Origin of the sequence: Nostoc sp. 2RC (assembly GCF_014222165.1) — a bacterium.
GTDB lineage: Bacteria > Cyanobacteriota > Cyanobacteriia > Cyanobacteriales > Nostocaceae > Nostoc > Nostoc linckia.
The window spans coordinates 1-14,720 of sequence record NZ_JACKZU010000007.1 but is presented as its reverse complement, the minus strand read 5'-3'; the positions used below and the strand labels follow the sequence as shown (position 1 = coordinate 14,720).

12 protein-coding genes are annotated in these 14,720 nt (G+C 40.8%); 7 read left to right on the top strand and 5 right to left on the bottom strand.

Annotated elements, in window-relative coordinates; all coding sequences use genetic code 11:
- The first annotated feature begins 64 nt into the window (after positions 1-64).
- The 3 genes from GNE10_RS01870 to GNE10_RS01860 all read left to right on the top strand — a co-directional run bounded on the left by GNE10_RS01870 (position 65) and on the right by GNE10_RS01860 (position 3,363).
- Complete coding sequence (locus tag GNE10_RS01870; protein WP_185563404.1) at positions 65-628, top strand: pentapeptide repeat-containing protein; 564 nt, start codon at positions 65-67, stop codon at positions 626-628.
- Between the two features lie 280 nt (positions 629-908).
- Complete coding sequence (locus tag GNE10_RS01865) at positions 909-1,649, top strand: cytochrome c biogenesis protein CcdA (RefSeq protein WP_185563403.1); 741 nt, start codon at positions 909-911, stop codon at positions 1,647-1,649.
- A gap of 313 nt (positions 1,650-1,962) precedes the next feature.
- Positions 1,963-3,363: a cytochrome c biogenesis protein gene (locus tag GNE10_RS01860; protein ID WP_185563402.1), complete on the top strand. Its 1,401-nt coding sequence runs from the start codon at positions 1,963-1,965 to the stop codon at positions 3,361-3,363.
- Between the two features lie 423 nt (positions 3,364-3,786).
- Here GNE10_RS01860 and GNE10_RS01855 read toward each other — a convergent pair whose 3' ends face one another.
- The gene (locus GNE10_RS01855) at positions 3,787-4,416 is read right to left on the bottom strand and encodes a hypothetical protein (protein WP_185563401.1); all 630 of its coding nucleotides are present in this window, start codon (positions 4,414-4,416) and stop codon (positions 3,787-3,789) included.
- Positions 4,417-4,539: 123 nt separating this feature from the next.
- On the bottom strand, positions 4,540-4,998 hold the full coding sequence (locus tag GNE10_RS01850) for a cadmium resistance transporter (RefSeq protein WP_221642703.1): 459 nt from the start codon (positions 4,996-4,998) through the stop codon (positions 4,540-4,542).
- A gap of 445 nt (positions 4,999-5,443) precedes the next feature.
- Between GNE10_RS01850 and GNE10_RS01845 the strand changes: the two genes are divergently transcribed.
- Together GNE10_RS01845 and GNE10_RS01840 are read left to right on the top strand one after the other, a co-directional pair.
- A complete protein-coding gene (locus tag GNE10_RS01845) occupies positions 5,444-6,382 on the top strand; it encodes a ferritin-like domain-containing protein (RefSeq protein ID WP_185563443.1) in 939 nt (312 codons plus the stop codon).
- A 78-nt stretch (positions 6,383-6,460) separates the two neighbouring features.
- Positions 6,461-7,207 carry an isoprenyl transferase gene (locus GNE10_RS01840; protein WP_185563400.1) on the top strand — a complete coding sequence of 249 codons (747 nt, stop codon included), beginning with the start codon at positions 6,461-6,463 and terminating at the stop codon, positions 7,205-7,207.
- Between the two features lie 353 nt (positions 7,208-7,560).
- Here the strand turns inward: GNE10_RS01840 and GNE10_RS01835 are convergent, their stop codons facing one another.
- Positions 7,561-9,411: a fatty acyl-AMP ligase gene (locus GNE10_RS01835; protein ID WP_311774781.1), complete on the bottom strand. Its 1,851-nt coding sequence runs from the start codon at positions 9,409-9,411 to the stop codon at positions 7,561-7,563.
- 189 nt (positions 9,412-9,600) lie between these two features.
- On the opposite strand from GNE10_RS01835, the gene GNE10_RS01830 reads away from it, so the two are divergent.
- Positions 9,601-10,116: a sterol desaturase family protein gene (locus tag GNE10_RS01830; protein WP_185563399.1), complete on the top strand. Its 516-nt coding sequence runs from the start codon at positions 9,601-9,603 to the stop codon at positions 10,114-10,116.
- A 104-nt stretch (positions 10,117-10,220) separates the two neighbouring features.
- On the opposite strand, the gene GNE10_RS01825 is transcribed toward GNE10_RS01830, so the two are convergent.
- On the bottom strand, positions 10,221-11,579 hold the full coding sequence (locus GNE10_RS01825; RefSeq protein ID WP_185563441.1) for a lipopolysaccharide biosynthesis protein: 1,359 nt from the start codon (positions 11,577-11,579) through the stop codon (positions 10,221-10,223).
- A gap of 521 nt (positions 11,580-12,100) precedes the next feature.
- On the opposite strand from GNE10_RS01825, the gene GNE10_RS01820 reads away from it, so the two are divergent.
- Positions 12,101-13,264, top strand: coding sequence for a glycosyltransferase (locus GNE10_RS01820; protein ID WP_185563398.1), 1,164 nt, complete (start codon positions 12,101-12,103; stop codon positions 13,262-13,264).
- 19 nt (positions 13,265-13,283) lie between these two features.
- Here GNE10_RS01820 and GNE10_RS01815 read toward each other — a convergent pair whose 3' ends face one another.
- Positions 13,284-14,570, bottom strand: coding sequence for a hypothetical protein (locus GNE10_RS01815; protein WP_185563397.1), 1,287 nt, complete (start codon positions 14,568-14,570; stop codon positions 13,284-13,286).
- Positions 14,571-14,720: the final 150 nt, after the last annotated feature.

Sequence of the window (14,720 nt, the reverse complement as noted above, 5' to 3'; positions counted from 1 at the left end):
ATATGTAATTATGACAGTACCGAGCGTACATTAGTTGTCATTCTTGTAAATATCTGTAAAAAATATGAAACTTAAGATTGTCGCCACCGTCTCCCTGTTAGCTAGTTTCGGTTTTGCAGGGCAGACTTTTGCATCAAACGTGCAAGACTTAGAACTGTTGAAGGCGACAAATGCTTGTCCCAGGTGCGATTTGAGTGGTGCTGACCTGACTCAACTGAATCTAAGTGGAGCTATTTTGCGTGGGGCTAATTTGAGTGGTGCGACATTATCTCAAGTGAATCTCACAAATGCCGATCTCACAGGTGCGAATTTAGAGGGTGCAATTCTAAATTCGGCTAATCTCACTGGTGCTTCGTTAACTGGTGCAAACTTAAAATCAGCATCCCTAGAAAAAGCTGATTTATCCTATGCAGGTTTCATAAGCGCTAATTTAGAAGCAGCAAACTTAAAGGATGCCAAATTGCTGTTTACCAATTTTCGGGCGGCAAACTACCGATTGACAATTTTAACTAATGGCGTTGTGACCTCCGACAAACCCTACGGTTGGTCTTTAGAACGTCCAAATAACAGAGAATGTAACGAGTTCAAGCCCGAAAATACTCCAGGTACAACCTGCTACGGCAAATAAATTTTGGTTTTCCCACAAAATGGTTGTAGACAGGTAGAGACTAGCAATTGCTAGTCTCTACATTTGTTTGAACAGGAAAAAATATTGTGGTGCGGAATATAAACCCTCATTGGCTAACTGTGTCCTGATATGTTGTAGATGGGGCGATCGCTTTTTGAATAATACCATCTCACAAAATACCCAATTCTTTCCCCCTGCCCAATGCCCTACCTGGGAGCAAAATGGCTAAATTTAAGCTAAAATTCAAGCAGAGTAAGCATTTCACGCTTAGGTACACTCCATGCTTGAAACTTTGGAAACCCGACTTTACGAACTAGAACAATTTGCCAACGCCCTTGTTTCTAATCAACTGACCCACATTAGTGTAGTGAGTGTGGGTGTTATCTTTGCCGCTGGCTTGCTCACCAGCTTGACGCCCTGTACGCTTTCTATGCTGCCAATTACCATTGGTTATATCGGCGGTTATGAAGCAAAAAGCCGTCTCCAAGGTGCTGCACAATCAACTTGGTTTGCTTTGGGATTGGCAACTACTCTCGCAGGATTAGGCATTATAGCAAGTTTAGTGGGAAAAGTCTACGGTCAGGTTGGAGTTGGTTTACCAATCATTGTGAGCATCATTGCCATTTTGATGGGGTTGAATTTATTGGAAGCACTACCTCTGCAATTTCCCTCCTTGGGTGAAACTAATTGGATTTCCCAAGATTTGCCAGTAGGGTTGCGTTCCTATTTATTGGGGCTGACTTTCGGCTTAGTTGCATCTCCTTGCAGCACGCCTGTTTTAGCTAGCTTACTTGGTTGGATTGCTAATACACAAGACTTAATTTTAGGCGCTGTTTTACTACTTTCTTATACAGCCGGCTATGTAGCACCATTAATTTTAGCAGGTACTTTTACTGCTTCAATTAAAAAGTTGCTAGAACTACGCCGTTGGTCTGGTTGGATTAACCCAGTCAGTGGGGCACTATTAGTAGGATTCGGTGTATTTTCTTTAATTTCTCGAATTCCCTTTAGTAGTTTTTAAGTAAGGAGTCAGAATTCAGGAGTCAGAATTCAGGAGTCAGAATTCAGGAGTCAGAACTCAGGAGTCAGAATTCAGGAGTCAGAACTCAGGAGTCAGAATTCAGGAGTCAGAATTCAGGAGTCAGATGACTTTATAAATTAGAATAAAATTTGATGAATTAATCTACAAATGATACTAAATTCTTTCTAATTTGTGATTTTTCCTCCCAAGTACTGAATTATTATATTTTTGTTAATTCTGAATTCTGAATTCTGAATTCTGAATTCTGATTCCTAAATTCAGATAATTGTACACCGATTAACACATGTGAGTAATGACATTAGAAGATTCGACTTCCAAAAAAATCAGTTGGTGGGCTGTGGTTGGGCGGTATTTACGCCGGGAGTTTTTGCCTGTACTGACAGATTTACGACTGGCGATCGCACTATTACTATTGATTGCCATTTTTAGCGCTACAGGTACTGTAATTGAGCAAGGTCAGTCTCCAGCATTTTACCAAGCTAACTATCCAGAACATCCAGCATTGTTTGGTTTCTTAAGTTGGAAAGTAATTCAAGTAGTTGGCTTAGACCATGTATATCGTACTTGGTGGTTTTTAGCATTACTCATTTTATTTGGCACTAGCTTAACTGCTTGTTCTTTTACTCGTCAGTTACCAGCTTTAAAAGCAGCCCAACGCTGGAAATATTATGAAGAACCACGGGAATTTAAAAAACTAGCTTTAAGTGCAGAATTAGATACTGGTTCTTTGAATTTTCTCAATCAAATTTTACAGAAACGCCGTTATAAAATTTTTTCAGAAATAGAAAAAGAAAATGTTTTATATGCCCGTAAAGGAATAGTCGGACGTATTGGGCCAATTATAGTTCATATTGGCATCGTCACTATTTTGCTGGGAGGAATTTGGGGGGCAATGACCGGTTTTCTTGCCCAGGAAATGGTTGCTAGTGGCGATACATTTGAGGTAAAAAATATTATAGATGCTGGGCCTTTGGCAGCAAGTCAAGTACCAAAAGATTGGTCTGTGCGAGTAAATCGTTTTTGGATTGATTACACTCCCACTGGAGGAATAGATCAATTTTATTCAGATTTATCTGTTTTAAATAATCAAGGACAAGAAGTTGACCACAAAAAGATTTTTGTTAACCAACCTCTGCGCTATCATGGCGTTACCTTCTACCAAACTGACTGGGGAATTGCAGCTGTTCGCGTCCAATTTAATAAAAGTCCAGTTTTCCAGCTACCGATGGTCAAGTTGAATACCAACGGCCAAGGTGCAATTTGGGGAACCTGGATTCCGACTAAACCAGATTTGAGTCAAGGTGTCTCGGTGCTAGCCAAAGATTTGCAAGGAATGGTATTAATTTATGATGCCACTGGCAAACTAGTTAATACTATCCGCGCTGGGATGTCCGCCGAAGTCAATGGTGTGAACTTGAAAATAATAGAGGTAATTGGTAGCACAGGTTTACAAATTAAAGCCGATCCAGGTATACCAATTGTTTATTCAGGATTTGCTTTATTAATGTTGGGTGTGGTGATGAGTTACTTTTCCCACTCACAAGTTTGGGCATTACAAAAAGGCGATCGCTTATATGTAGGTGGTAAAACTAATCGCGCTCAAGTCGCCTTTGAACAAGAAGTTTTAGAAATTCTAGATCAATTGAGTTCGCAGCCAAAAAATGAAGATCGAGGAATGCCAATTCAAGTTTAATTGTGATTAGTCATTAGTCATTAGACATCTCCAATAATTACACGTTTTTTAGGTAAATGAGGTAGATGGGTAGGGGCCAACGGTCGTCGGCCCTTACAATAGACCTCTTGTAATCAATTGCTTTTTGCACTCTTGTGGTCTGGGGAAAGGCAAAATACCAAACCTTTCCCCCTTTCCCTTTGCCCTTTTCCCGACTTCTGCAAGCTGAAAAAGGGGGCAACTTCTAAAGCCCCCTTTTTAAGGTAATACAGTTCAGTTAAGCTTTTTTCTCCCTTGCTCCCTTGCTAACTGCTGTATATTTTGTATCAATTTTCAAGTGATATCATGTCCGCCTAATCACTTGTCAAAAAAATTCTCCGCGTCCCCGCGTCTCCGTGTCAGTCCTAATGATAAGTCTTCAACCGGACATGATATGAAATGATATTAATCTTCAATGGGTGCATTGGGAATTGCTGCATCAATATCAGCTTGGGATAAATTGGGAATTGACCAGTTAGATTCACCGGCTTTGAATACTCTTGCAGGATTAACGTTAAATTCAATAGTACCGGTTTGTGGATTAGTTTTAGCTATTAACTGAGTTCCATCTACAATTTTAATAGCCAAAGGTTCTGTCAATGCTTGGCCATCCGCAGCTATACCAGCTACCTTAGTTCCAATCGGTAGGTAAACGCCATCACAATCCCATTCATTTTCTGTAATTTGACCATTTCCTAAGAAATACAGGGTATTTCCTTGGGCAACTTTTTTAGGTTTGTGGGCGTAAATCGCTAGAGTTTTGCCAGTTTCATTGCGGCATTGTGCCCAGCTTGATGCTGTTTCTAAAATGTACTTTTGTAGCTTCAATTCACCTAATTCTTGCTCAATTTGTTCTGGTGTATATTGAGATTGTTCTGGTGTATTTTTCAGCTGCAATACATTATTAATTACTTGATTTACTTCGATATAGTCGGGAGTAGTAGTTAAGTCCGGTCTATCAGCCCACGAAGGTTGGGCAATTATTAAATTAACTAAAAGTACTAAAGCGACGAGAGCAGTTTTGAAAAGTTTCACTTGGATTGTCCTTTTGAGGTTTACAAAAGATTTTCAGTATTGAAAATTTTCCTAAATGAGACTATTTATTTGAATGGGTTTTTAGCTTTGTTAGCAAACAGTCTCACAAATATTCAGCCATGATTACCCGCGAATTTCAATGCTTGAGGATGTTGCCAGCTGTCCATTCATTGCATACAGTTTGACAAGCCCAGTTAAACACAAGCAGCTAACTATCAAGGCAATTGGAGTTAGGGAGGCACTGTCTAAGATAATAAACACACCCAAGCCTATTAAAACGAAAGGAACAAAACCGTTGCCATAACGAGTTAACAGCTGAGAAATTGCAGGCTGGCAAGTCAGCTTGTAGGTTACATAGCACCAAACGCCCACTAACAGCAAGAAGATTGCAACGATCGCCAGCAAACTAGAGGGGGTACTATTAGCAAACAAGGGCATATAGATACTGATGTTATCACTACCGTTGGCGATGGTAATAGCCGCCACACTGCAAGCTTGGGGAGATAGAAAACTAATCAAGGAAAAAGAACTAGACAATTGGGGCTGTACTTCTGACTGAGAATCGTTTTCGGGATTCAACAAACGATTTAGTCCAATGGTGAATGTACGCTGGTTGAATGATAGGAGAAAATATTTTTTTTCTTAAATTGATAAATAAAATTGATTGACTAATCAACCTAAACAGGCGATGGGGAGTAATACCACTGGGCATTCTAAAACTTCATTCGGGGGCAGAGGACAACAATAACTCCCCAGTCACCCAATAGGGTTTGGGGAAAGGGGAAAGGGGAAAGGTTTTAAATACATCCAAATCCCCTTACCCCTTAACCTTTTCCCACACCACAAGGGAAGTTCATACTGCTTATCCGAATCGTATTGACCAGTCAACAATTAACAATCAAAACCAACTTTTTCCCCGACTTTTGCAACAGCATCAGATAAAACAGCCGACTTAAGCCGACTGACAAAACAAAGTGCGATCGCTTAGGCTATTGGGCGAAGAGATAAAATGTCAAGTATAAAAATTATGCTTCACACTCCCAGCCCACTTGCAGAAGACTTAGCAGTTCAAAACCATCCCAGTTGTGATTTTTTGACAATACAACATCGCATCCGTTTCCTTGTAGATAGATATGTTGCAGCCGAAAAACTACACGAACGTTTGCAAGATTTACCGATACAATTTCAAAATCCCCAACCGCGTCCTTGGAAAGTCATCGACTGGCAAGCAATCAACCGCAATCAAATTATCGGTATAGAACCAGAGGTTTTTTTATCAATCTTGATTGGTGCAATGGATACAGAAGCACCCATTCGCGGCTATACCCAAACCAGTCGCCAATATTTAGAAAAATTGCATCCTCACATGGCTTGCTTTGTTGGTGGAACAGTCGGTGAAGATAACAATCTGACAGAACTTGGTTTATGGGAAAAAGAAGAACGTCAGCACACACCTGCATTAATCAAAGTCTATAGCCAACTAACAGGCGAGAAAATTACCCCTAAACATCGTACAGTCCGCGGCTATCTCCCCACAGATGACCCTAACGAAGATTTATATCGCCACGGCTTACACCGCATTGCTACAGAATATGGTGCAACCTGCCTTTACCTTTGGCTAATGGCTCACACCACAGGCGCACTCCACGAAGTACTAGCAGAACTAGCACAAGATGAAATCAACCACATGACTAAATTCTGGGGTTTTGGAGTCTGGGCTTTTCCAGATACGGGGTTAATCCGAATTACACGCACCCTAATCAAAACTCGCTCTCAAAACTATCAGCGCAACAACCTCATCCGTACTCTTCGCCGGATGATGGCTACCCTGAATTGGAAGGCTTGGTCATTAACCAACAAAACCACCCTCCTGTTTACCTCCACTTATACAATGCATCGCTTGTGGACTTGGAACAAAACCCTGACATCAAAATACCTACAAACTTTATTTGAAATTAGTCATTAGTTTTAGACGAATAACCCACCAAGCCACACACATCAAAGCAATTTCCAATCCAAAATCTCAAATTTAATCGTATAAAAAATGACCACATTACCCGCCGATTTAAACCCGCAACACCTACCCCAACATATCGCCGTCATCATGGATGGTAACGGCCGTTGGGCAACTCAACGAGGATTACCTCGCATCGCCGGACATCGCCAAGGAGCCAAAACCCTCAAAGAATTATTACGTTGTTGCAAACATTGGGGAATCAAAGCACTAACCGCCTACGCTTTTTCTACCGAAAACTGGCAACGTCCCGTTGAAGAAGTAGATTTTCTGATGCTTTTGTTTGAGCGATTACTGCGCCGAGAATTAGCACAGATGCATCAAGAAGGCGTGCGAATTTCATTTATTGGAGATTTATCAGTTCTAGCCAAATCTCTACAAAGGGAAATGGAACGTTCAATGACAGAAACCTTAAATAACCAAGCAATACACTTTACTGTTGCAGTGAACTACGGTAGCCGCAACGAAATTACAAAAGTCTGTCGTCAAGTAGCTCAATTAGTGGAAACAGGGGAACTTAGCGCAGAACAAGTAAATGAAAACTTGATAGAAAAACACCTCTACACCGCAGATACTCCAGAACCAGATTTGCTGATTCGTACCAGTGGTGAAATGCGATTGAGTAATTTTCTTTTGTGGCAAATGGCCTATACAGAAATGTATTTTACTGAGACTCTTTGGCCAGATTTTGACACACAAGCATTTCATCAGGCTTTGTTGAGTTACCAAAAACGCGATCGCCGTTTTGGTCAACTTAAAACCTCAATCTCAGCTTAGCCATACAAATTCTCCTCACACGTCCCCGAAAGGGGAAAGGGAAAAGGGGAAAGGGGAAAGGGGAAAGGGGAAAGGTTTCAAATACATCCTTTACCCCTTACCCCTTAACCTTTTCCCAGACCACAAGGGAAGTTCATACTGCTTATCCGAACCGTATTGGACATGATATTACTTATGATTAAACTTTCTTTGCCTCCCCGTGTCCCCGCGTCTCCGTGTCCCCGCGTCTCCATGTCCCCGCGTCTCCGTGTCCCCGCGTCTCCGTGTCCCCGCGTCTCCATGTCCCCGCGTCTCCGTGTCCCCGCGTCTCCGTGTCCCGTGTCTTCGCGTCAGCTGATAAGTCACACAAAGTATCAAGTGTCTTCGATTCCTGGCAAACTACTCAAATCGGTGGGATCTAATCGTTCTGAGGCAGGGCAGAACCATTGTTCAATAAAGGGTAGTGTGCCTGCTAAAAACTTGTCTCGACAGCGACGGCGTTGGACTTTGCCGCTAAAGGTTTTGGGTACAGCACCGGGTTTTAACAGAGCGATCGCATAAACTTCTACTAAATGCTGCATCAACATGGTTTGGCGAATAGCACCAATTATCTCTGCAATCTGCTTGGCATCCAATGTTCGCAGGGCGTGACGATGGATTTCTTGGACAATTACTAGTCTTTCTTCTCCTTCCACATTTACAGAAAAAGCGGCGCTAGCATTGTCTGATAATGCTGGATGGCTGTTTTCTGAAGTTTGTTCTAACAATTGAGGATAAAAATTGCGCCCCCAAAAAATCATGATGTCTTTGAAACGACCAGTAATAAACAATTGGTCATTGTGTATGAAACCTAAATCACCGGTTCTTAAAAAGGGGCCGTCACCACTATCTGACAAATAAGCTTGGAATGTTTTCTCGGTTTCTTGGGGTCGATGCCAATAACTACGACTCAGCCCCAGTCCTTGCACCCAAATTTCACCGACACCATCAGGGGGACAAGGAGTTAAAGTCTGGGGATTGACTATGACCGCGCGGTTTCCGGGCCACGGATGACCGCAACTCACCACCATTCGCGCTCTCGTTTGCCCCTGTTCTACCATCACAACTCGATTTTCTGACAAAGCTTGCTCATCCACAAACTGAATGGCTGATGACCTTTGAAAAACACCTCCAGAAATCCACAAAGTTGCTTCCGCCATTCCATAGGAAGGATAAAATACCTCTTCTCGAAAGCCATAGGGTGCAAATAAAGCTGTAAATTTTTCTAGAGTTTCAGGTCTTATAGGTTCTGCGCCATTGCCAGCGATTTGCCAACTACTCAAATCCAAATCTGCTATTTGTTCTGGTTTCACTCTATGGATGCAGAGATCGTACATAAAATTAGGGCCGCCGGTGATGGTTGCTTTGTAGGTTGAAATTGCCTTGAGCCAACGGCTGGGGTTTTGAAACACTGCTACTGGCGTCATTAAAGCAGCATGGCCTCCAGAATAAAGGGTTTGCATAATGGCAGCAACCAAACCCATATCATGAGTTAAAGGCAGCCAATTCACTGCCCGAAATTCAAAATCAGGAAATTTCCGTTGAAAATTGCCGCAGTTTTCCAACACATTCCTGTGGGTTATTGTGACTGCTTTGGGAATACCCGTGGAACCAGAGGTGTATTGAAAATAAGCGATGGCATCGCCATCAATTTCTCGTTTCTGCCATTTACAAGCCTGATTCAAGGAAATTCCATCGCTGGCTATCCAAGATAAATTTTTAGTTTCTAATACATAATTTGGTGATTTAGTCAACCATTCTGACCATGAATTTTGTAACTTATTTGTGAGTTCGCTAGTAGTGAGAGCAAAATTTACTTGACATTCTTTGACGCGAAAGGCGAAATCCGCCCATTCTTCAGCATTTTGAGGGGGTCTTGTGGGTATGGCGATCGCCCCTGCATAAAAGCAACCAAATAAAGCTGCAACAAACTCCAGACAAGCTTTGAAAGGATAAACTAAAAAAATGCGTTGGCTGTGCCCGCCGCAGGCATCGCCAATTGAAGTGACAGATTCCAGACTAACAGCGATGGCACGAGCTTGTAAATCTAAGTCTTGATAGGTGAGGAAACCAGACTCAATTTCTCCGTCTTTGAGAAAAGTGAAAGCTCCATCGCTTGGTTGTTTTTCGGCGCGATGGATGAGAACATCTATGAGAGATTTAAACGAAGAGGATAACACTGTCACAAAAATCTTATGATAAAGCGCAGAGCAAAATAATAATAATCCATTCCTATGGCAGTCCCAAATGAGAAATAGGACTTACGCAAAAACTCTCTAAAACTCTTATTTCTTTGTGTCCTTTGCGTCCTTTGCGGTTCGTTATTTCATTACTTGTGCGTAAGTCCTGTAGATAAACAAAATTTTGTCAAAAATATGTTGATTGATATTATACAAATAGTAACTGCCTTGATAGCCGGCTTTGCGATCGCCAGTTTCGGTGAGTACTGGAGTCATCGCTTGATGCATATATTTCCGAAAACTTGCCAATTTCATGTCGATCACCATACAGACGGAACCGGACAAGGTGTGGTGAAAGAACTTCGAGATTATGTCCTTGGTGGTTTGCCAATACTGTTGTTGACAATTTTAGTTCTTGACCGAATTGGGGCAAACTTGTACATTCAAATTGCTTGGGTAATCGGATGTTTAAGTTATGCCGTATTTGCAGCTTACGCCCATCAACTCCAACACGATAACCCCAAACTATGTTTCTGGTTAGCTATGCCAGTTCATCATGTTCATCACGAATACCAGCAATGGAATCATAACTTTGGTATTGGTGTTGACTGGTGGGATCGAATTTTTGGAACCTATCAACTTGTAAATTGGCAAACCGAGAGCCAGTTGCAACCAGACAAGCGTGGATATTTACAAGTTCGTTGGTGGTGATCCAATCTCGTTCGGATAAGCAGTATGAACTTTCCTTGTGGTTGGGAAAAGGGTAAAGGATGTATTTGAAACCTTTCCCCCTTTCCCCTTCCCCTTTTCCCTATTTACTTGCCAACTCTGACTTGTGATTTCTCAATTCTGGTGTATGTTCGTAATTTTTGACGCAGTTGGCGCGAAATTAGTACGCTACTGAAAATAAAGATTAAAGCTGTGGAAGATAAGGTGGCAATTCCTGTACCGGTGATGCCAAAGGATTTAGTTAAAATCAACAACAATGGGAAATAAACTCCCAAAATTGCCATCGCGTTGATTCTCAAAGGAAAACTGGGTTTGCCAATTGCATAAAAGGCAGGTTCTAAAGCGGAATTCGCCATTGTGAAGACTTCTGCTGTCACCAAGAGCAATAGGATACCATAGGCAGAAATAAATTCATCACCAAAGAAATATTTGAGGAAAATTTTACCCAGGCAAACGATGACAAGCAAGATTAGTATGCCGATAGCTGTGGCGATGGCGCTTGATTTGAGTAGCAAAGTCACAAATGAACGCGACTTTTGTTGGACATCTAACCTAGCTAGTTCTGGATATACAGATTGATTCAAAATAAAAGCTAGATCCTTGAGGGGAGTAGATAATTCATAACCTACTTGAAACAATCCTGCGGCTGCGGGAGTGGCGAAAATTCCCACCGCTAAAGGGCTAGCTTGTCTCATCATTGTTGGTAGGGAAGAATCAAAGTTGGAGACGATGCAAAACTCCAACAAGCCGCGATGGCGTTGACTCAACTCAATACCAAACCAATTGATATTCCTCAGCATTCCTCGTTTCTTGGCTTCTTTCCAGCCAATTACAAACAGCACTAAACCTCCAAATCCCTGTGCAATGAACCAGCCTAGAAGATATCCCCATAAGGGAGCATTCACGGTAACAGCAACGAGGGCTGATAACATGGAAATGAAGGTAGGAATGCTAATTTGTAAAGCTAATAAATCAAAGCGATCGCAAAGTTGTAATAAGCCTCTGGGTGTTGCTGTGCTGGTAAAAAGAATAATCAAACTACACCACTGAACTTGAGTAATTAAGCTTCCATCCCATCCCAGATAAAAACCAATATAGGGAGCAATTACAACTGCGATGGCCAAACCAATCAGCACTCCCAGTAAATCCAACAAGGTAGTAAACTTTAACAACTGTTGCAAAGCTACTTTATCGTTTTGCTCAAGACAAATAGTCCCGTAACGAATCACGGCTTGAGAAGATTGAAAGGTAGTTAAATCTATAATTATCTGAATATAAGTTTGGATGAGAACCAGCGTACCAAAACCCGTAACGCCAAGGTGACGAGTAACCACACTTAAATACACTAGGCTAGTGAGTCCAGTCATGACTCTACCTCCTAGCAGCCAACTAGCATTTTTAATAATTTTCTTAAGGAAAATGTTATCGGCAAACCATTGCTTCATCATTGCCAATGAAATAAAGTTGGAATGTAACAAATGAATAGACCTTTTGCGTAAGTATTTTGTTGCCTCATACCAATTTGGGATTTGAGATTGTGAAGTTTGGATTAAAAATCTTGACTAGAAAGCTATTTCCAGAATTTCAAACAACACTTACTATCCCAATAATTTGGCATAGAGCAACAGTGCATAGGCTCAAAAAGAATGCTAAAGGTTTAATCTCGTTAATTAGAATTTAAAAATTATATAATAATTCGGTTTGATTTTTGAGATTATAGTAATTCTCCAAAATCAAGCAACAGATGTAAATCACGAAAGTGTTGCACAATTGTGGTATGTATGCAAATGTAGAGACTTTGTATTGCAACGTCTCAGAATTTTTGGTGTTGCTGAATAATATCAGCTTCGCCTGAAGATTTATCAAAACAGAATTCAAAAGTCAGTCGTCAGGATTCAGTTGGGTATTATGTACGACTGGCGGATAAAGTAGCGATTTACCGTGTCCGTGAGCGTCTGAATAACTTATGACTGATGATAAAATTTTTTCGTTGCATATTTTTACACTCAACGCTGGTGGAGGTCACTACGCCACCCTCAAAGCTTTAAGTGCGATCGCCATTCAACAAAAACGACCTTGGGAAATCACTGTTACAGATATCGGCGAATTATCAGAACCGATAGATCCCTATAAAAAGCTGTTCGGTTCTGATGGTAACGAACTTTATAACGAAATGATTGGTGCAGATTGGACATGGCTACATCCAATCATGATGTTTTTTGATAAATTCTTTATTCGTTTGTTGCATCCCATTGGGGTAAAATTGGGCGAACAACATTGGCAAAAGCAACCTCCCCCGGATTTAGTGATTTCTTTAATTCCTCTCTACAACTTACCAATTTGGGAGAGTCTGCAACGAGTGAAACCGCACACACCAATGGTAACAATCATGACTGATTTTGCCGATATTCCTCCACATTTTTGGGTAGAACCAAAGACTCAAAGTCACTTGATTTGTGGAACCGATCGCGCCACTAACCAAGCGCGTTCTTTGGGTATTTCAGAAGAATACATTGTGCAAACTTCAGGAATGATTGTACATCCCCGTTTCTATCAACCGATATCTGGCGATCGCTTTGTTGAAAGACAGCGTTTAGGATTAGAAAAAAACCGATTAACGGGAATCGTTTTGTTTGGGGCTAAAGGTTCTGCAACAATGCTGGATATTGCCAAGTATTTAGATTGTATCAGCGATAAAATACAGTTAATTTTTCTCTGTGGTTCTAATCAAAAACTCGCACAAGCATTACAAAAACGTCCAACGAAGTTACGCCAATACGTGCAAGGTTTTACCGATGAAGTGCCATATTTTTTGAGTTTGGCTGATTTTTTTATCGGCAAACCAGGGCCTATGAGTATTAGTGAAGCTATGGTGATGAATTTGCCTGTGATTGTCGAAGGCAATTCTTCAACACTCATGACTGAAAAATACAATGCACAGTGGATATTAGAAAAACAAGTCGGTATGGTAATTAATAGTTTCCGCAATATTGTTCCGGCTGTAGAAGAACTCTTACAACCAGAAAATTTGCTGCGCTATCAAGCGAATGTGGCAGCAATTAAAAACCAAGCTGTGTTTGAAGTTCCTGATATTTTACAAGGTATTCTTGATAGAAAATCTTCTGTTTAAACCCCTAAAATAATATTACTTAATTTTCCAGCGATCGCAATAATATATTGTAGAAGTTTGCGCTTTGTTCTTCAAAGGTAGATGGATACTTTTTCAGTAAAGCCTCAATGCGATTTTGGTATTGTTCTTTCTCGTCCAATAAACGCTTGATTTTTAACTGCAAATCTTGGCGATTTGTAAAGCACTCACCCAATTGATATTTTTCCACAAAGCTAATGGTTCCCCGGTCGTTCGCCGCAGCTTTTTTAGTAAGTAACAATGGAGTGCGAGCTAACATTGATTCTAATAAAACACCTGCTGAAGGGCGGGCGAGAATAATATCTACAGCAGACATCCACTCATGAAGATTATCTACAAAACCAAGCGATCGCACTTTACCATTTAGATTTTGTTTAGCTATCTGCTCAACTTGAATCCGCAGTTTTTCATCTCGCCCACAAGCCACAATTATAAATAAAGAATCTAAAAATAAGCTTTGTAAATATTTCAGATATTTTGTACAAAAATTGCCGCCAAAACTGCCACTGATGATAAGAATACAGGAATCTGTGGGAGATAATTGCAAGCGATCGCGCAGTTTATTTTGTTCTTTAATTGCAAAATGTTTGGCTTCACGCAACGGGCCGATTACCTCACAACGAGCCTGATTTTTAGATTGATAATCTCTATCTATATTCCGATAGATGCGATTTTGTGGGTACCAAATCACAAAATCATAAAGATATTTACCTATAAACCGAATTTGCTGTGAAAACTTACTATGACGATTTAATTCATCAGCCCAATAAGTAAGGGTGAATGGAAAACTTTGTACAGCATTTACAGTTTCATGAAAATAACAGATATGGATAGCATTGGGACAAACTAAATCTATAAAAACAGCCAAATCTGTAATCACAATCAAAAAAGGAATTTGCTTTTCTTTAGCCCAACTCCCCAAGGATTTAGCAGCAGTATCGGCAGTACAAATAACAATATCCGGTGCAATTTCGTCTAAAGTTTGGTGCATAGCTGCAACTGAGCTAACCTCACCAATGGGCAACAAAATAAACCGCATCAGATAATTAATTAGTACATCTGCTACATTAATCCAGTTACGATTAATTAAAAAATTCCACGCCCTAACCCAAGTTTTTGTTAATAGTTCGCTCAACGGGTCTTGAAGTAATTCAGTGATGGTGTACCTGAGAATTTCAAACTGAGAATTCTGTAAAATCTCATTGGCGAGAATATTAGCCATCACTTCATGACCCATTCCCGAACGCTCATAAACAATCAAAATTCTGATTTTTCTAACATCAGACATGGGCATCCGTAAAAATAAAAGTGTATAAAACGCTCAACTGGATACTGACTTTGTTTGGTAATGGGGCATTGGGAATGGGGCTTTCTAGGAAGTGTGGGAGGTGTGGGAGGTGTGGGAGGTGTGGGAGGTGTGGGAGGTGTGGGAGGATGG

Excerpts from the sequence above, each read along its gene's own strand:
- GNE10_RS01870 (WP_185563404.1), top strand. The coding sequence starts at position 65 with ATGAAACTTAAGATTGTCGCCACCGTCTCCCTGTTAGCTAGTTTCGGT.
- GNE10_RS01865 (WP_185563403.1), top strand. The coding sequence starts at position 909 with ATGCTTGAAACTTTGGAAACCCGACTTTACGAACTAGAACAATTTGCC.
- GNE10_RS01860 (WP_185563402.1), top strand. The coding sequence starts at position 1,963 with ATGACATTAGAAGATTCGACTTCCAAAAAAATCAGTTGGTGGGCTGTG.
- GNE10_RS01845 (WP_185563443.1), top strand. The coding sequence starts at position 5,444 with ATGCTTCACACTCCCAGCCCACTTGCAGAAGACTTAGCAGTTCAAAAC.
- GNE10_RS01840 (WP_185563400.1), top strand. The coding sequence starts at position 6,461 with ATGACCACATTACCCGCCGATTTAAACCCGCAACACCTACCCCAACAT.
- GNE10_RS01830 (WP_185563399.1), top strand. The coding sequence starts at position 9,601 with ATGTTGATTGATATTATACAAATAGTAACTGCCTTGATAGCCGGCTTT.
- GNE10_RS01825 (WP_185563441.1), bottom strand. The coding sequence starts at position 11,579 with ATGAAGCAATGGTTTGCCGATAACATTTTCCTTAAGAAAATTATTAAA.
- GNE10_RS01820 (WP_185563398.1), top strand. The coding sequence starts at position 12,101 with ATGACTGATGATAAAATTTTTTCGTTGCATATTTTTACACTCAACGCT.
- GNE10_RS01815 (WP_185563397.1), bottom strand. The coding sequence starts at position 14,570 with ATGTCTGATGTTAGAAAAATCAGAATTTTGATTGTTTATGAGCGTTCG.